The organism is Enterobacter sp. 22499, assembly GCF_052044815.1.
GTDB classification, from domain to species: Bacteria; Pseudomonadota; Gammaproteobacteria; order Enterobacterales; family Enterobacteriaceae; genus Enterobacter; species Enterobacter bugandensis.
In genome coordinates, this window is sequence record NZ_JBQENR010000006.1 from 54,144 (window position 1) to 72,028 (window position 17,885).

11 protein-coding genes are annotated in these 17,885 nt (G+C 58.0%); 3 read left to right on the forward strand and 8 right to left on the reverse strand.

The features are described 5' to 3' along the window. Positions 1–184 precede the first annotated feature (184 nt). On the reverse strand, positions 185–1,603 hold the full coding sequence (gltD, locus tag ACTJI7_RS16900) for a glutamate synthase subunit GltD (RefSeq protein WP_063155272.1): 1,419 nt from the start codon (positions 1,601–1,603) through the stop codon (positions 185–187). A 9-nt stretch (positions 1,604–1,612) separates the two neighbouring features. Continuing rightward, positions 1,613–6,073: a glutamate synthase large subunit gene (gene gltB / locus ACTJI7_RS16905; protein WP_047367043.1), complete on the reverse strand. Its 4,461-nt coding sequence runs from the start codon at positions 6,071–6,073 to the stop codon at positions 1,613–1,615. A 687-nt stretch (positions 6,074–6,760) separates the two neighbouring features. Between gltB and ACTJI7_RS16910 the strand changes: the two genes are divergently transcribed. Continuing rightward, on the forward strand, positions 6,761–7,702 hold the full coding sequence (locus ACTJI7_RS16910) for a TIGR01212 family radical SAM protein (protein WP_100170953.1): 942 nt from the start codon (positions 6,761–6,763) through the stop codon (positions 7,700–7,702). On the opposite strand, the gene ACTJI7_RS16915 is transcribed toward ACTJI7_RS16910, so the two are convergent. Then, positions 7,682–9,184: a helicase HerA-like C-terminal domain-containing protein gene (locus ACTJI7_RS16915; RefSeq protein ID WP_041907858.1), complete on the reverse strand. Its 1,503-nt coding sequence runs from the start codon at positions 9,182–9,184 to the stop codon at positions 7,682–7,684. The two genes, ACTJI7_RS16910 and ACTJI7_RS16915, sit on opposite strands and share 21 nt — an antisense overlap. A 137-nt stretch (positions 9,185–9,321) precedes the next feature. Here ACTJI7_RS16915 and ACTJI7_RS16920 point away from each other — a divergent pair, with 137 nt between their 5' ends. After that, positions 9,322–10,959 (forward strand): glycerone kinase, encoded by a 1,638-nt coding sequence (locus tag ACTJI7_RS16920; RefSeq protein ID WP_063155273.1) that lies wholly within the window; start codon positions 9,322–9,324, stop codon positions 10,957–10,959. 46 nt (positions 10,960–11,005) lie between these two features. Here ACTJI7_RS16920 and ahr read toward each other — a convergent pair whose 3' ends face one another. The 5 genes from ahr to pepA form a co-directional block, all read right to left on the reverse strand. Further along, on the reverse strand, positions 11,006–12,025 hold the full coding sequence (ahr, locus tag ACTJI7_RS16925; RefSeq protein WP_028014580.1) for an NADPH-dependent aldehyde reductase Ahr: 1,020 nt from the start codon (positions 12,023–12,025) through the stop codon (positions 11,006–11,008). A gap of 83 nt (positions 12,026–12,108) precedes the next feature. Continuing rightward, complete coding sequence (locus ACTJI7_RS16930) at positions 12,109–12,612, reverse strand: GNAT family N-acetyltransferase (RefSeq protein WP_028014579.1); 504 nt, start codon at positions 12,610–12,612, stop codon at positions 12,109–12,111. Between the two features lie 123 nt (positions 12,613–12,735). Then, on the reverse strand, positions 12,736–15,591 hold the full coding sequence (locus ACTJI7_RS16935) for a valine--tRNA ligase (protein ID WP_045630735.1): 2,856 nt from the start codon (positions 15,589–15,591) through the stop codon (positions 12,736–12,738). Then, positions 15,591–16,034, reverse strand: coding sequence for a DNA polymerase III subunit chi (holC, locus tag ACTJI7_RS16940; protein ID WP_003861884.1), 444 nt, complete (start codon positions 16,032–16,034; stop codon positions 15,591–15,593). The genes ACTJI7_RS16935 and holC overlap by 1 nt, the downstream gene beginning before the upstream one ends. 98 nt (positions 16,035–16,132) lie before the next feature. Beyond that, on the reverse strand, positions 16,133–17,644 hold the full coding sequence (gene pepA, locus ACTJI7_RS16945) for a leucyl aminopeptidase (protein WP_028014577.1): 1,512 nt from the start codon (positions 17,642–17,644) through the stop codon (positions 16,133–16,135). A 143-nt stretch (positions 17,645–17,787) separates the two neighbouring features. Between pepA and ACTJI7_RS16950 the strand changes: the two genes are divergently transcribed. After that, positions 17,788–17,847: a hypothetical protein gene (locus ACTJI7_RS16950; RefSeq protein ID WP_213743486.1), complete on the forward strand. Its 60-nt coding sequence runs from the start codon at positions 17,788–17,790 to the stop codon at positions 17,845–17,847. The last annotated feature ends 38 nt before the right edge of the window (positions 17,848–17,885 follow it).

Here is a 17,885-nt window from a genome sequence, read left to right on the forward strand (position 1 = left end):
CATTTATTTGTTGTGGATATACGATTGCGTTCACGATTTAAAGAGAGTTACGGACCGTTGATAAAGGTTCATCATGTCATGGTTCGTAATAAATCTCAGGCAGAAGGAATAAGCCTGGAATTGAAGGGGGGAAAGAAGGGGGGGGCGAACATGCGGTGATGATAAACCGCATGTTCAACCGGTATTACACTTCCAGGAAGTTCAGGATCCCGTCAGCCGCCTTGCGGCCCTCGGCAATTGCCGTCACCACCAGGTCTGAACCGCGAACGATATCGCCACCGGCGAAGATTTTCGGGTTGCTGGTCTGGAAGGCGTTGTCGCTGCCTTCCGGCGCAATCACGCGGCCCTGTGAGTCCAGCTCTACGCTGTGCTTCGCCAGCCACTCCATGCTGTGAGGGCGGAAACCAAACGCCATCACCACGGCGTCGGCCGGGATCACGTGCTCAGAGCCAGCCACGATCTCCGCGCGACGACGGCCTTTCGCATCCGGCGCACCCATCTCGGTGCGCGCCATCTTCACGCCGCTCACCTTTCCGTTGGCGTTCACTTCAATGCCCAGAGGCTGGATGTTGAACTGGAACTCCACGCCCTCTTCACGCGCGTTTTTCACTTCGCGCTTAGAGCCCGGCATGTTCTCTTCGTCACGACGGTAAGCACAGATGACGTGCGCCGCGTTCTGACGAATGGACGTACGCACGCAGTCCATCGCGGTATCACCGCCGCCCAGCACGACAACGCGTTTACCTTCCATGCTGACAAACGGCTCGTCGGCAGTTTCGCCGTAGCCCATCAGCTGTTTGGTGTTAGCAATCAGGAACGGCAGCGCGTCGTACACGCCTGGCGCATCTTCGTTCTCCAGACCACCGCGCATGGACTGATAGGTACCCACGCCCAGGAACACGGCGTCGTAATCCTTCAGCAGATCGTCGAGCTGCACGTCGCGGCCCACTTCGGTGTTGAGTTTGAACTCAATGCCCATGCCGGTGAAGATTTCACGGCGGCGGGTCATCACCTCTTTTTCCAGTTTGAAGGCCGGGATGCCGAAGGTCAGCAGACCGCCGATTTCCGGATGACGGTCAAAAACCACCGCCTTCACGCCGTTGCGTGTCAGCACGTCCGCACAGGCCAGGCCTGCCGGACCCGCGCCGACGATCGCCACGCGCTTGTCGGTTTGACGCACGCCGGTCATATCCGGACGCCAGCCCATCTCGAACGCTTTATCGTTGATATAGCGTTCGATGTTGCCGATGGTCACCGCACCAAACTCGTCGTTCAGCGTACAGGAGCCTTCGCACAGGCGATCCTGAGGACACACGCGGCCGCACACTTCCGGCAGTGTATTGGTCTGGTGAGACAGCTCGGCGGCTTCAAAAATACGCCCTTCGTTGGCCAGCTTCAGCCAGTTCGGAATGTAGTTATGGACCGGACATTTCCATTCGCAGTAAGGGTTACCGCAGGACAGGCAGCGGTCTGCCTGTGCTTTGGCCTGGCCTTCTGAAAACGGCTCATAGATTTCAACAAATTCAATTTTACGGATCTTCAGCGGTTTCTTTGGCGGATCAACACGCTGCAGGTCGATAAACTGGTAAACGTTCTGGCTCATCTGAATTCCTTACTGCGCCTGCACGCGCAGCTCTGCTGCGCTACGACTACGGTGACCCAACAGGGCTTTAACATCGCTGGACTTCGGCTTAACCAGCGCGAATTTCGCAGAGAACGCTGGCCAGTTCGCCAGGATCTCTTCGCCGCGCGAAGAACCGGTATGCTGCACGTGTTCGGTAATCAAACCGCGCAGGTGTTCTTCATGAATGGCCAGCGAATCAACGTCCAGCACTTCCACCAGTTCCGGGTTCACGCGCTTGCGGAACTCACCGTCTTCATCCAGCACGTAGGCAAAACCGCCCGTCATGCCGGCGCCAAAGTTCACGCCGGTTTTACCCAGGACGCACACAATTCCGCCCGTCATGTATTCGCAGCCGTTATCGCCAATGCCTTCCACCACGGTGATGGCACCGGAGTTACGCACCGCAAAACGTTCGCCCGCACGGCCCGCGGCAAACAGACGACCGCCGGTCGCACCGTACAGACAGGTGTTGCCGATGATGCTGGCTTCATGGCTGCGGAAGGCTGAACCGACCGGAGGACGCACCGCCAGCAGACCGCCCGCCATGCCTTTGCCGACGTAGTCGTTGGCATCGCCGGTCAGGTATAACTCAACGCCGCCGGCGTTCCACACGCCGAAGCTCTGGCCCGCGGTACCGCTGAAGTGCGCGGTAATCGGATCCGATGCCAGCCCCTGGTCACCGTGCGTTTGCGCGATGTAGCCGGAGAGGGACGCGCCGACAGAACGGTCGGTGTTGCGGATATCAAACCAGAACGTTTTGCTCTGCTTCTCGTCCACGTACGGCTTCGCCTGTTGCAGCAGCTGCGCGTTCAGCACGCCGTTGTCGAACGGCGGGTTGTTCTCGGTGCAGTAAACCGCTTTGCCAGGATGCGGCTCAGCCGTTTCCAGCAGCTTAGACAGCTCCAGCTTCTGCTGCTTGGCGGTGAAGCCTTCCAGCTCTTTCAGCAGGTCGGTACGGCCAATCAGATCCACCAGACGCTTCACGCCCAGCTGCGCCATCAGCTCGCGGGTTTCACGGGCGATGAAGTCAAAGTAGTTAGTCACTTTGAACGGCAGGCCGTGATAGTGATTCTTACGCAGCTTCTCGTCCTGGGTTGCAACGCCGGTTGCGCAGTTGTTCAGGTGGCAAATACGCAGGTATTTACAGCCGAGCGCAACCATCGGGCCGGTACCGAAGCCGAAGCTTTCCGCACCCAGAATCGCCGCTTTGATGATGTCGAGGCCGGTTTTCAGACCGCCGTCCACCTGCAAACGGATCTTGTGACGCAGGCCGTTAGCCACCAGCGCCTGCTGGGTTTCCACCAGACCAAGCTCCCACGGGCAGCCCGCATATTTCACGGAGGAGAGCGGGCTTGCGCCGGTGCCGCCGTCGTAGCCGGCAATGGTGATCAGATCCGCATAGGCTTTCGCCACGCCGGTGGCGATGGTGCCGACGCCCGGCTCGGAAACCAGCTTCACGGAGATCATCGCTTTCGGGTTGACCTGCTTCAGGTCGAAAATGAGCTGCGCCAGATCCTCGATAGAGTAGATATCGTGGTGCGGCGGCGGGGAAATCAGCGTCACGCCCGGCACCGAGTAGCGCAGTTTGGCGATGTACGGGGTGACTTTATCACCCGGCAGCTGACCGCCTTCACCCGGTTTTGCACCCTGAGCGACCTTAATCTGGATCACGTCGGCGTTAACCAGGTAGGCAGGGGTTACGCCAAAGCGGCCGGACGCCACCTGCTTGATGCGCGACACTTTGTTGGTGCCGTAACGGGCAGGATCTTCACCGCCCTCGCCGGAGTTGGAGTTGCCGCCGATGCTGTTCATGGCTTCCGCCAGCGCTTCGTGCGCTTCCGGGCTCAGCGCGCCGATGGACATCGCCGCGGTATCGAAGCGTTTGAACAGTTCGGATGCAGGCTCAACTTCGTCAACGCTGACCGCTTCATCGCCCGGATTGAGGGCAATAAGGTCGCGCAGCGTCGCTGCCGGACGGTTGTTCACCAGCTCGGCATACTGCTGATAATCGCTGTATTCGCCGCTCTGTACCGCCTGTTGCAGCGTGCGCACCACGTCCGGGTTGTAGGCGTGATATTCGCCGCCGTGAACGTATTTCAGCAGGCCGCCCTGTTCCAGCGGCTTACGTGCCAGCCAGGCGCGCTTCGACAGGTTCACCAGATCCTGCTGGAAGTCAGCAAAACCGGCCCCGCCGATGCGGCTGACCACGCCCTGGAAGCAGAGGTTGGCGACGTCGTCGTGCAGGCCGACCGCTTCAAACAGCTTCGAGCAGCGGTAAGAGGCAATGGTCGAGATGCCCATTTTGGACATGATCTTGTACAGGCCTTTGTTGATGCCGTTACGGTAGTTCAGCATCACCGTGCGGTAGTCTTTGTCGATGGCGCGGGTGTCTACCAGGCGGGCCAGCGTTTCGTAGGCCAGGTATGGATAGATCGCCGTCGCACCAAAGCCTAACAGCACGGCAAAGTGGTGCGGATCGCGGGCGCTGGCGGTTTCCACAATGATGTTGGCGTCGCAGCGCAGGCTCTTGTCGACCAGACGCGTCTGGATAGCCCCCACAGCCATTGGCGCAGGCACCGGCAGACGGTTTTTCGCAATGTTACGGTCAGACAGCACCAGCAGAACGGTGCCGTTACGCACCATCTGCTCGGCTTTGTCACACAGCGCATTCACCGTCTCTTCGAGGCTCGTTTCGGTCACGTCGAAGGTGATATCGAGCGTGTCGGCGCGGTAGTGCTCCTCGGTCATGGTGGTGAGCTGTTTGAAATCGGAGTACAGCAGGATCGGCGATTTAAAGGTCAGACGGTGCGCCTGGCCTTCGGCTTCGCAGAAGACGTTCATCTCACGGCCGATGCTGGTGGCCAGCGACATCACGTGGGCTTCACGCAGCGGGTCGATTGGCGGGTTGGTCACCTGCGCAAACTGCTGACGGAAATAGTCGTAAATTATGCGCGGCTGGCTGGAGAGCACGGCGAACGGGGTATCGTCACCCATCGAGCCGACCGCTTCCTGGCCGTTTTCGCCGAGCACGCGAATAACCGAGTCCAGCTCTTCCGCGCTGTAGTTAAACTGCTTCTGGAAGCTCGCGAGGGTATCGTCGTCCATCTCGCGGCTGCCCACTTCGTCGTCAGACAGATCTTCGAACGGCACCAGGCGACGGACGTTTTTCGCCATCCACTCTTTATACGGATGGCGGCTTTTCAGATCGTTATCGGTTTCCGCAGAGTGCAGAATACGGCCGCCGCGGGTATCGATCACCATCAGCTCGCCCGGACCGACGCGGCCTTTCTCGACCACTTCGTCAGGCTGGTAATCCCAGATCCCCACTTCAGAGGCGCAGGTGATGAGCTTGTCTTTGGTGATGACGTAGCGCGCCGGACGCAGACCGTTACGGTCCAGGTTACAGGCAGCGAAGCGACCGTCGGACATCACGATACCTGCCGGACCGTCCCACGGCTCCATGTGCATGGAGTTAAAGTCGAAGAACGCGCGCAGCTCCGGATCCATATCCGGGTTGTTCTGCCAGGCCGGCGGCACGAGCAGACGCATGGCGCGCACGATATCCATGCCGCCTGCCAGCAGCAGTTCCAGCATGTTATCCATGGAACTGGAGTCAGAGCCGGTTTCGTTCACGAACGGGGCGGCATCGTGCAGGTCAGGGATCAGCGGGGTCTGGAACTTATAGGTACGAGCACGCGCCCACTGGCGGTTACCGGTGATGGTGTTGATCTCGCCGTTGTGCGCCAGGTAGCGGAACGGCTGCGCCAGCGGCCAGCGCGGCACGGTGTTGGTGGAGAAGCGCTGGTGGAACAGGCAAATGGCCGATTCCAGACGCAGGTCCGCCAGGTCCAGGTAGAAGCGCGGCAGGTCAGCCGGCATACACAGACCTTTATAGATGTTCACCAGGTTAGAGAGGCTACAGACGTAGAACTCTTTATCGTCCTGGAGACGTTTTTCAATGCGGCGACGGGCGATAAACAGACGGCGTTCCATATCGCGCGGACGCCAGCCCGCAGGCGCGTTAACGAAAATCTGCTCAATACGAGGCAGCGAGGAGAGGGCGATTTCACCGAGTACCCCTTCGTTGGTTGGCACATCGCGCCAGCCGACAATCGACAGGGTTTCGCGCTGAAGTTCTTCTTCAACGATGCGGCGTGAGGCGGCAGCCTTTTCAGGATCCTGATTCAGGAACAGCATGCCGACAGCGTAGTTTTTGGCTAAACGCCAGCCGCGCTCTTCCGCCACGATGCGGAAGAAACGATCCGGTTTTTGCAGCAGCAGGCCGCAACCGTCGCCGGTTTTACCATCGGCCAGGATGGCGCCACGGTGCTGCATACGGGCCAGTGCGTGAATAGCGGTACGCACTACCTTGTGGCTAGGTTCGCCTTCTATGTGGGCGATCAGGCCGAAACCACAGTTATCCTTCTCAAGGGATTTATCGTACAACATATCAGTGAACCTCCCCAGGCTCGTCGGGCTTCCCACTGAACTTTACCGTGGCGCACAGGCGCAGAAAGAGCATGGCGACGGGGTTAGCGTTTCATACGCGGACCTCGCATTCGCCCTCTTTTTCATCCTTTCGCGCAGGTAAACAAGTTTGAGGACTTGCTTCAGAGGGAATCTCAATTACTGCATAAATATGATGAGCAGGCCGCTCATCCAGAAAGCTTCCAGCGGATTTCCAACTTATCGGGAATTGGTACACAGGTCAAATGGCAATCTTATTTATACAAAAATGTGCTAAAGCGTAATTATCATTTTGTTTTTATTGGTTATTTGGCTAATTTTACAACCACTGAAAGCGCCAGGAAGGCTCAGGGGAGTGTGATCTGACTCACTATATGAAAGCGGTATTATTGATGCAGCATGCTGAAATGCGGATTTATGGCAGAATAATAATCTGGCGCAGTCTTCGAACCCGCATAAAATCACTGTTTTTCAGTCCTGGCGCTATAAATGAAAAAAACCATCAGAACATAAGGAAAAGTAATTACGTGGCGGGTGAATGAAATCTCGGTAATCGTGATTATTTATTCAAATGGATAAAGGCCGTCCAGGGCGATTGATCCAGGTCATCGCCGACAGAGGCTAAAAATGGCAGGCTTGTCCCCTTTCTTCGGGACGGTCTATCAGATTATGCAGTTACAGAAATTAGTCAATATGTTTGGTGGGGATCTTTTGCAGCGGTACGGTCAAAAGGTGCATAAGCTGACGCTGCACGGCGGCTTTAGCTGCCCGAACCGCGACGGCACCATCGGGCGCGGCGGCTGCACCTTCTGTAACGTTGCGTCGTTTGCTGACGAAGCCCAGCAGCATAAATCTATCGCGGAACAGCTCGCCCATCAGGCCAGCCTGGTGAACCGCGCGAAGCAGTATCTGGCCTATTTCCAGGCCTACACCAGCACGTGGGCGGAGGTGCAGGTGCTGCGTTCCATGTACCAGCAGGCGGTTGCTCAGGCGAACATTGTCGGGCTGTGCGTGGGTACGCGCCCGGACTGCGTACCGGAGGCGGTGCTGGATTTACTTAGCGAGTACAGAGAGAAGGGCTATGAGATCTGGCTGGAGCTGGGCCTGCAGACCGCGCACGATAAAACCCTGCACCGTATCAATCGTGGGCATGATTTCGCCTGCTACCAGCGCACTACGCGTCTCGCCCGCGAGCGTGGCCTGAAAGTCTGTTCGCATCTGATTGTCGGCTTGCCCGGAGAAGGGCAGCAGCACAGCCTGGAGACGCTGGAAAAAGTCGTGGAAACCGGCGTAGACGGCATTAAGCTGCACCCGCTGCATATCGTGAAGGGAAGCATAATGGCGAAAGCCTGGGAAGCCGGGCGGTTAAGCAGTATCGAGCTCGACGACTATACGGTGACGGCGGGAGAGATGATTCGCCACACGCCGCCGGAGATTGTCTACCACCGCATCTCCGCCAGCGCCCGCCGTCCAACGCTTCTGGCACCGCTCTGGTGCGAGAACCGGTGGACGGGGATGGTGGAAATCGACCGCTATCTTCAGGAAAACGGCGTACAGGGTTCGGCGCTGGGCCGCCCGTGGGTTCCCCGTCTACCGACGGCGGCCGCCTAGCAGACTCCCCAGCATGCCGCGCACAATCTGATTGGTGACCTGCCGCGCGGCGCTTTTCGCCATAGTCTGTACCACGCCGTCGCGCTTGCCGCCGCGCGGTCCGGTTGTGCCAAACAAAATGTCTTTTAGCCCGCCGAGAATGCCGTCATCCACTGCGACTGACTGGCCCTTAGCGGGTGGAGCATCCTGCGATTCGGTGGTTGCCTGTACCCCTTTTTGCAGCATCTCGAACGCAGACTCCCGATCCACTTCGTCTTCATACTTGCCGTACACCGGGGAGTGATTAATCAGGCTGTTACGTTCATCGTCGGTAACCGGCCCCATGCGCGAGCAGGGCGCGATAACCATTGCGCGTTCCACCACGGACGGGCTGCCCTTGGCATCCAGGAACGAGATCAGCGCTTCACCGGTGCCCAGCGCCTGAATCGCGGCTTCGGTATCAAAGGCCGGATTGGCACGCATGGTTTGCGCGGCGGCTTTCACCGCTTTCTGATCCTTCGGCGTAAAGGCGCGCAGGGCGTGCTGCACGCGGTTACCAAGCTGGCCCAGCACATTGTCAGGAATATCCGATGGGTTTTGCGACACAAACCAGACGCCGACCCCTTTGGAGCGGATCAGGCGTATAACCTGTTCAATTTTGTCCAGCAGCACCTGCGGCGCGTCGTTAAACAGCAGGTGTGCTTCGTCAAAGAAGAAGACCAGTTTGGGTTTTTCCAGATCGCCCGCTTCCGGTAACTGCTCGTACAGTTCGGAGAGCATCCACAGCAGGCTGGCGGCGTAAAGCTTTGGCATCTGGTAGAGCTTCTCTGAACTCAGAATGTTGATGATGCCTTTGCCACTGCTGTCGGTGCGCATCCAGTCTTTAATATCCAGCATCGGCTCGCCGAAGAAGTGTTCGGCGCCCTGCTGCTCCAGCGTCAGTAGCCCACGCTGAATGGCACCGACAGAGGCGCTGCTGATATTGCCGTACTGGTTCTGGAAGGATTTGGCGTTATCGCCGATGTACTGGGTAATGGCGCGCAGATCTTTGAAATCGAGCAGCAGCAGCCCCTGATCGTCGGCGATACGGAAGATGATGTTCAGCACGCCGGACTGCACGTCGTTGAGGTTGAGCAGGCGGGCCAGCAGCAGCGGGCCGAGATCGGAAACGGTGGCGCGTACCGGGTGGCCTTTCTCACCGAAGATGTCCCAGACCACCACCGGGTTGCCGTGCGGCGTCCAGTCCGTAATGCCAATATTCTTCAGTCGTTCGAGCAGTTTTTCAGAAGCGGTACCCTCCTGAGCCACACCGGTTAAATCGCCTTTTACGTCAGCCATAAAGACCGGCACGCCAATCTCTGAAAGTGACTCCGCCAGCTTCTGGAGAGTGACTGTTTTCCCTGTGCCGGTGGCGCCGGTAATCAGACCGTGGCGGTTCGCCATCGCGGGCAGTAGATACAGCTCTTTTTCCAGCGTCCGGGCAATTAACAATGGTGTACTCATGATGCGCTTCCTCTCTTAGTCCTGGGTGGAGTATAGGCAACCTGACGGCAAAATGGTTGAGTAAATTGCTGACTTTGCGGCGCATTGTCCAGCGCGGACTATGCTTTTGCATACGGTTCATAAAATAGTGGAAAACAATGTCCAGATTCTTCTTTAACGATCGCAAACAGCTGGTCAATGACGCCATTGAAGGCATACTGCTTTCTGCGCCACATGCGAATCTCGTCAAACTTGATATCGATCCAGCTATCAGGGTTGTCGCCCGCGGCGACTGGGATAAAAGCCGCGTGGCGGTGATCTCCGGCGGTGGCTCCGGGCACGAACCGGCGCACGCCGGATTTGTCGGTAAAGGCATGCTGACGGCGGCAGTGTGTGGCGATCTGTTCGCCTCCCCGAGCGTGGATGCGGTGCTGAACGCTATTGTGGCGGTGACGGGCGATCGCGGCTGCCTGCTGATCGTCAAAAACTATACCGGTGACCGGCTTAACTTTGGCCTGGCGGCAGAAAAGGCCAAACGCTACGGCCTGAAGGTCGAGATGGTGATTGTGGCGGACGATATCGCGCTGCCCGACAACAAGCAGCCGCGCGGCATTGCCGGCACGGTGCTGGTGCACAAGATTGCGGGCTATGCAGCGGAGCAAGGAAAATCGCTGAGCGAGGTGCGGGATATTGCGCAGCAGGCCTGCGATAACCTCTGGAGCCTGGGCGTTGCGATGCAAACCTGCAACCTGCCGGGCAGCGACGATGAAGAGGGGCGCATCAAGAAGGGCCATGTCGAGCTGGGGCTGGGGATCCACGGGGAGCCGGGTGCCTCGGTGGTTGATACGCAAAACAGTAAAGCGATTATCGACACGCTGGTGACGCCGCTCAAAGCGCAGGCGGGCGAGGGGCGTTTCGCGGTGCTGATCAACAACCTCGGCGGCGTGTCCGCGCTGGAGATGGCTTTGCTCACCAAAGAGCTGGCACATTCAGCGCTGAAAGAGAATATTGCGTACCTGATTGGCCCTGCGCCGCTGGTGAGCGCGCTGGATATGAAGGGCTTTTCTCTGACGCTGCTAAAGCTCAACGATTACTTTGAAAAGGCGATTCACGCCGAGGTCGAGACGCTGGGCTGGCAGAAGCCTGTGGCGTTTGCCCCTCTGCGTACCGTTCCGCAAAGCGCTATTCACGATAGCGTGGAATATGCCGCGTCCGACAATCCGCAGGTGAAGGAGTCTGTTTCACAGGTGACGAAGACGCTCATACAGCTTGAAAATCGCCTGAATGCGCTGGATGCCAAAGTGGGCGATGGCGATACCGGCTCTACGTTTGCGCAAGGTGCACGGGATATTGCGCAGCGCCTGGAAGAAAACACTCTCCCGCTGAATGACGTGCCTAAGCTGCTGTTGCTGGTGGGGGAACGACTGGCCACGGTGATGGGCGGATCGAGCGGTGTACTCATGTCGATCTTCTTCACGGCGGCGGGGCAAAAGCTTCACGATGGAGAGCCGCTACCTGAAGCATTGCTGAGCGGACTGGCGCAGATGAAGCAGTATGGCGGGGCAGATCTCGGCGATCGTACGCTGATCGATGCGCTGCAACCGGCGCTGGAAGCCTTGAAGAAAAAAGATCTTCAGGCGGCAGCGCAGGCTGCGCAGCAGGGAGCGGAGGCAACGGCGAAAATGGCGAAAGCCGGAGCAGGGCGCTCATCGTATGTGAATAAAGAGAATCTGGATGGGGTAATGGACCCGGGGGCGGTCGCGGTGGCGGAAGTGTTTAATACATTGGCGCAGTAGCAAAAGTAGGCCGGGTCAGGCGAAGCCGCTACCCGGCAAACTCACATCAGAAATCCGCTTTCAACACCACGCGATAACGGGCTTTGCCGTCGCGCACGTGCTGGATGGCTTCGTTAATTTTCGACATTGGATACAGCTCGGTGGTCGGCGTCACTTTGGTGCGGCCGGCAAACTTCATCAGCTTGCGCAGCTCGTATGGCGTACCGGTCGCGGAGCCTGACACGCTGCGATCCCCACCGATCAGGGTAAAGGCCGGAACCGGCAGCGGCTTCATCACCGCACCCACGGTGTGGAAGTTACCGCCGTAGGCCAGCGCTTCAAAGTACGGCTGCCAGTTGAGATCGACGTTCACGGTGTTGATGATCAGGTCAAACTGCCCAGCCAGCGCGTTCAGCGCGTCCGGATCGCGGCTGTTCACGACTTTGTCCGCGCCCATTGCCAGCACTTCTTTCTCCTTCGCCGGATTCGAGCTAAACGCCGTCACTTCACAGCCCATCGCGTGCAGCAGCTTGATGGCGATGTGGCCCAGACCACCGATACCGATCACGCCCACGCGGCTGGTGGCGGTGACGTGGTGCATCAGCAGCGGTTTAAAGACGGTGATCCCGCCGCACAGCAGTGGACCAGCAGATTCAATATCAATGCTGTCCGGCAGCGGGATGACCCATTGCCAGTCGGCGCGCAGCTTATCGGCGAAACCGCCCTTGTTCAGGATGGTGGGCACTGCGCCTTCAAGGCAGTTGATCTGGTTGCCGCTGATACAGGCGTCGCAGTGGCCGCAGCTCCGTGCTGTCCAGCCAATGCCCACGCGCTGGCCAACCTTCAGCCCTTTGTCCTGCGCGGCGCTGCCGAGCGCGACGACGCGGCCAATCACTTCGTGCCCGGCAACCAGCGGATAGCTGGAGAAGCCCCATTCGTTGTCGATCATCGAGAGATCTGAGTGGCAGACCCCGCAGTAATCAACCTGTACTTCGACGTCTTCTGCTTTTAGTTCGCCCGCATCGTACTCGTAAAGCTCAAGTTCTGCACCCGCCTGCGGTGCGGCGTAGCTTTTTATCTTCGACATCGTGTTTCCCCCGTTGTGGTGTGAACTGAGAGTGTAGAGCATTCAGTTTACAGCCGCTTAACAGAAGGGGGCAGGAACGAAACTTACAGACTTTTCAGCATTCTGACTTCGCAGTCAACGTGGCCCGTGCAGCCCAGCGGCGCATCGATATGCTCAAAGCCCAGATGTTCATACAGGCCGATGGCCTCTTTGAGGAAGGCGGTGGTTTCGAGGTAGCAGCGTTTAAAACCCTGATTGCGCGCGTGCTCCAGGGCGACCAGCGCCAGCTTCTTCGCCAGACCCTGTCCACGAACCGACGGCAGGAAATACATTTTCTGCAGCTCACAGATATCCGGCTCGCTGCAGCTCAGCGGTGCAACACCGCCGCCGCCCACAACCTGGCCGTCCTGCTCAATGACCCAGTAGGCGTGGCCCGGCTGGCTGTACAGCTTAAACAGTTCGTCAAGATTCGGGTCGGCAACGGTGTAACCTTTATCCGCCGTCAGCCCAAACTCTGCAGAAACGGTGCGGATAACGGCGGCGATAGCCGGATTGTCCTGCTCAGTGATCCGACGCATCGTCGTCGCGACGGGGGTAATCACGCTCATAGCATTACTCATTACAAAAATTGACACACAGTTGCTGTTAATAGCACCGCAGAAAAGGGAGTGCAAGCGAGGAGTTTTCAGGAAGGTTACCCCTTACGCCCTGAAGCGTAAGGGGTAAAAGCATTACAGGGCCGCGATAACGGCCTGCTGCTCGATCAGTTTGGTCTTCGCATCGGCGAAGGCAACCAGACGCTCACGCTCTTTGGCAATGACCGCTTCCGGCGCGCGGGCAACAAAGCCTTCGTTCGCCAGCTTGCTTTCGATTTTGCCAATTTCCACGTCGACTTTCGCCACTTCTTTCGCCAGACGCGCCAGCTCTGCGTCTTTGTCGACCAAGCCTGCCATCGGGATCAGCAGCTCCGCACCGTCGATAATTTTAGTCACGGAAACCGGACCCTTGTCATCGGCAGGCAGCACGGTGATGCTTTCCAGACGCGCCATGGTTTTCAGGAAGGTGTTGTTCTCGGTGACGCGACGAACGGCAGCGTCGCTGCAGCCGCGCAGCAGCAGCTCCAGTGGTTTACCCGGGGCGATGTTCATTTCGGCACGGATGTTACGTACCGCAACGATCGCCTGCTTCAGCCACTCGGTATCCGCAGACGCGGCTTCATCAACCTTAGCCGCATCGAATTCCGGGAACGGCTGCAGCATGATGGTATCGGCGTTGATGCCCGCAATGACCTTCACGCGCTGCCAGATGGTTTCGGTGATGAATGGAATAACCGGATGCGCCAGGCGCAGCAGGCCTTCCAGGACGGTAATCAGCGTGTTGCGCGTGCCGCGCAGCTCTGCTTCAGAACCGCCGTTCATGACCGGCTTCGCCAGCTCCAGATACCAGTCACAGAACTGGTTCCAGGTGAATTCATACAGAATGCCCGCTGCGATATCGAAGCGGTAGCTGTCCAGCGCCTCGCGGAAGGCTTTCACCGTCTGGTTAAATTCCGCCAGGATCCAGCGGTCCGCCAGAGACAGGGTCATCTCGCCGCCGTTGAAGCCGCAATCCTGATCTTCGGTGTTCATCAGCACGAAGCGGCTGGCGTTCCACAGCTTGTTACAGAAGTTACGGTAACCTTCCAGACGCTTCATGTCCCAGTTGATGTCACGGCCGGTCGAGGCCAGCGCCGCCAGGGTGAAGCGCAGGGCGTCGGTACCGTGAGATTCGATCCCGTTCGGGAACTGCTTCTCGGTACGCTTGCGGATTTTCTCAGCCAGCTGCGGCTGCATCATGTTGCCGGTACGTTTTTCCAGCAGGTCTTCCAGGGAGATCCCGTCAACCATGTCCAGCGGGTCAATCACGTTGCCCTTGGACTTGGACATCTTCTGCCCTTCGTCGTCGCGGATAAGGCCGGTCATGTAGACGGTATGGAACGGAACCTGCGGCTTGCCGTCTTCGTCTTTGATGAAGTGCATGGTCATCATGATCATGCGGGCAATCCAGAAGAAGATGATGTCGAAGCCGGACACCATTACGCTGGTAGGATGGAACTGACGCAGCGCGTCGGTGTTTTCAGGCCAGCCGAGGGTAGAGAAGGTCCACAGCGCGGAGGAGAACCAGGTATCCAGCACGTCTTCGTCCTGGCGCAGGGCCACGTCAGCGCTCAGGTTATTTTCCTGACGCACTTCGTCTTCGCTACGGCCAACGTAGACGTTGCCTTCGTTGTCGTACCATGCCGGGATGCGGTGACCCCACCACAGCTGACGGGAGATACACCAGTCCTGAATGTCGCGCATCCAGGAGAAGTACATGTTTTCGTACTGCTTCGGCACGAACTGGATGCTGCCGTTCTCAACCGCTTCCACAGCCGGTTTCGCCAGCACGTCGGCACGGACGTACCACTGGTCGGTCAGCATTGGCTCAATAACCACGCCGCCACGGTCGCCGTACGGCACGGTCAGATCGTGAGGCTTAATCTCTTCCAGCAGGCCGAGCGCATCAACGGCGGCTACGATGGCTTTACGTGCAGCAAAGCGCTCCAGCTTCTGGAACTCCGCCGGGATCTCGCTGGAGTAAACGTCGGATTCGTTGCCTTTGGTATCGTACACCTCTGCGCTTTCGCGGATATCGCCGTCGAAGGTCAGAATATTGATCATCGGCAGGGCGTGACGACGACCCACTTCATAGTCGTTGAAGTCGTGCGCCGGGGTGATTTTCACGCAGCCGGTGCCTTTTTCCATGTCGGCGTGTTCGTCGCCCACAATCGGAATGCGGCGGTTCACCAGCGGCAGCACCACAAATTTGCCGATCAGATCTTTATAGCGCGGATCTTCCGGGTTAACGGCCACGCCGGTATCGCCCAGCAGGGTTTCCGGACGGGTGGTCGCCACCACCAGGTAATCTTTACCGTCTGCAGTTTTTGCGCCGTCGGCCAGCGGATAGCGGATGTGCCACATGGAGCCTTTGGACTCGCGGTTTTCCACTTCCAGGTCAGAAATTGCGGTGCGCAGTTTCGGGTCCCAGTTTACCAGGCGTTTGCCGCGGTAAATCAGGTCTTCTTTGTACAGACGGACGAACACTTCTTTTACGGCGTTGGACAGGCCTTCGTCCATGGTGAAGCGCTCGCGCTCCCAGTCCACGGAGTTGCCGAGACGGCGCATCTGACGGGTAATGGTGCCGCCGGATTCTGCCTTCCACTGCCAGATTTTGTCGATGAACGCATCGCGACCGTAGTCGTGACGAGTTTTACCTTCTTCAGCGGCAATTTTACGCTCAACCACCATCTGGGTCGCGATACCCGCGTGGTCAGTCCCCGCCTGCCACAGGGTGTTTTTGCCCTGCATGCGCTGGTAGCGGATCATGGTGTCCATGATGGTCTGCTGGAAAGCATGCCCCATATGCAAACTGCCGGTGACGTTCGGCGGCGGGATCATGATGCAGAAGGACTCTTTGCTTTCGTCGCCGTTAGGCTTGAAATAGCCCTGCTGTTCCCAGTGCTCGTAAAGCGGCTGTTCGATATCGCGTGGGTTATATGTCTTTTCCATTATTTCCAGGTTGCCGTATTCAGGTTAAAACCGGCCAGGCGGTACGCTTTATAGCGTTCGCGCGCCAGTTGTTTCAAGGATTCTTCGTAAGGGACAAAGTCTACCACTTCTGTGAAAGCGGTGGCAAAATCTGCAAAGTCTGTCCGCAGGCTAATGAGAATATCGCGCGCGCTGCTGTTGCGCTTTTGCGGCCAGGCAATTTCGACCGGTGCCCCGCCGCGTGGACCTTCGCCCGACAGGTTATGCGGAACAAAACTTTCCGGCGGGCGCGCCCATAGCGCTTCATCCAGGCGAATCGCCTGCTGCTCATCTTCACAGGCAATCAGTACGCGTTTACCTGCGCGCCAACGTTCTGCGGCAATTTCACACACCAGCTGTTCAACGGCGCTGAGGCCATCCTGATGGGTGTCGTTGTCCAGAAGGTAGAACGTTGCATTCTTCATATATGGGGCTTCTTGTCGAGGATTTAAATGCAAAGCCGGGTGGCGCTTCGCTTACCCGGCCTACGGTTGAGTGGCGTNCCGCCACCCGGCACATTACATCACTCGTCGCCGTTAAAACCCGCACGATTAAGCAGGAACTGCGACAGCAGGGCCACCGGACGTCCGGTAGCGCCTTTGGCTTTACCGGAGCGCCATGCGGTACCCGCGATATCCAGGTGCGCCCAGTTATATTTACGGGTGAAGCGCGCCAGGAAGCAGCCTGCGGTAATTGCGCCGCCAGGACGACCGCCGATGTTAGCCATGTCCGCAAAGTTAGACTCAAGCTGTTCCTGATACTCGTCACCCAGCGGCAGACGCCATGCACGGTCACCGGCCTGCTCGGACGCGCCGATAAGCTCGTGTGCCAGCGGGTTGTGGTTCGACATCAGGCCGGTGATGTGATGGCCCAGGGCAATCACGCAGGCACCGGTCAGGGTGGCCACGTCGATAACCGCTTCAGGTTCGAAGCGCTCAACGTAGGTCAACACGTCACAGAGTACCAGACGGCCTTCGGCGTCGGTATTCAGCACTTCAACGGTCTGGCCGGACATGGTGGTCAGGACGTCGCCTGGACGATACGCGCGACCGCCAGGCATGTTTTCGCAGCCTGCCAGCACGCCGATTACGTTGATGGGCAGCTGAAGCTCCGCAACCATGCGCATGACGCCGTAAACCGCCGCCGCGCCGCACATGTCGTACTTCATCTCGTCCATGCCTTCTGAAGGCTTGATGGAGATACCGCCGGAGTCAAAGGTCAGCCCTTTACCGACGAGCACGATCGGACGCGCGTCTTCAGACGGATTGCCTTTGTATTCGATGACCGACATCAGGGATTCGTTCTGCGAGCCGTTACCCACCGCCAGATAAGAGTGCATCCCCAGCTCTTTCATCTGCTGTTCGCCGATGACGCGGGTGATGACGTTTTTGCTGTAGGAGTCAGCCAGCTGGCGCGCCTGAGAGGCGAGGTAGGCGGCGTTACAGATGTTTGGCGGCATGTTGCCGAGATCTTTTGCCGCTTTAATACCGGCGGCAATCGCCAGACCATGCTGGATGGCGCGCTCGCCGCTGGTCAGTTCGCGACGGGTTGGCACGTTAAAGACCATTTTGCGCAGCGGGCGACGCGGCTCGCTTTTATTGGTCTTAAGCTGATCGAAGCTGTAAAGGCTCTCTTTTGCCGTTTCGACGGCCTGACGCACTTTCCAGTAGGTGTTACGGCCTTTGACGTGTAGCTCGGTCAGGAAGCAGACGGCTTCCATTGAACCGGTGTCATTCAGCGTATTAATGGTTTTCTGAATAACCTGCTTATACTGACGTTCATCCAGCTCGCGCTCTTTGCCGCAGCCAATCAGCAGAATACGCTCTGACAGGACGTTCGGAACATGGTGCAGTAACAGCGTCTGCCCAGGTTTGCCTTCCAGTTCGCCACGGCGCAGCAGGGCGCTGATATAGCCGTCACTGATTTTATCGAGTTGCTCGGCGATCGGGGAGAGTCGGCGCGGTTCAAAGACGCCCACAACGATGCAGGCACTCCGCTGTTTCTCCGGGCTACCGCTTTTTACACTGAACTCCATGCACTACGCTCCTGAATCTTAAAGACAACGGCGGCTGCTACAGATAGAATTGAAACCTTTCGTAACTCATGTCCGCTGTTGTGGTGACTTCGTGTTAATCTTACGTTACTACGGTTTCGACACGTCAGAAAAAGTCCTGAAGCGTGAATCCGCCGGATGTTTTAATCTTAGCGACGATTTCGACGACTCAAGAGAATAAATGACGTTTAAGCCATGAAACAAGCGATTTTCCAGCAAAGAG

What these genes read in the sequence shown, in the direction of transcription:
- gltD (WP_063155272.1), bottom strand. Translation starts at nt 1,603, where the DNA reads ATGAGCCAGAACGTTTACCAGTTTATCGACCTGCAGCGTGTTGATCCG.
- gltB (WP_047367043.1), bottom strand. Translation starts at nt 6,073, where the DNA reads ATGTTGTACGATAAATCCCTTGAGAAGGATAACTGTGGTTTCGGCCTG.
- ACTJI7_RS16910 (WP_100170953.1), top strand. Translation starts at nt 6,761, where the DNA reads ATGCAGTTACAGAAATTAGTCAATATGTTTGGTGGGGATCTTTTGCAG.
- ACTJI7_RS16915 (WP_041907858.1), bottom strand. Translation starts at nt 9,184, where the DNA reads ATGAGTACACCATTGTTAATTGCCCGGACGCTGGAAAAAGAGCTGTAT.
- ACTJI7_RS16920 (WP_063155273.1), top strand. Translation starts at nt 9,322, where the DNA reads ATGTCCAGATTCTTCTTTAACGATCGCAAACAGCTGGTCAATGACGCC.
- ahr (WP_028014580.1), bottom strand. Translation starts at nt 12,025, where the DNA reads ATGTCGAAGATAAAAAGCTACGCCGCACCGCAGGCGGGTGCAGAACTT.
- ACTJI7_RS16930 (WP_028014579.1), bottom strand. Translation starts at nt 12,612, where the DNA reads ATGAGCGTGATTACCCCCGTCGCGACGACGATGCGTCGGATCACTGAG.
- ACTJI7_RS16935 (WP_045630735.1), bottom strand. Translation starts at nt 15,591, where the DNA reads ATGGAAAAGACATATAACCCACGCGATATCGAACAGCCGCTTTACGAG.
- holC (WP_003861884.1), bottom strand. Translation starts at nt 16,034, where the DNA reads ATGAAGAATGCAACGTTCTACCTTCTGGACAACGACACCCATCAGGAT.
- pepA (WP_028014577.1), bottom strand. Translation starts at nt 17,644, where the DNA reads ATGGAGTTCAGTGTAAAAAGCGGTAGCCCGGAGAAACAGCGGAGTGCC.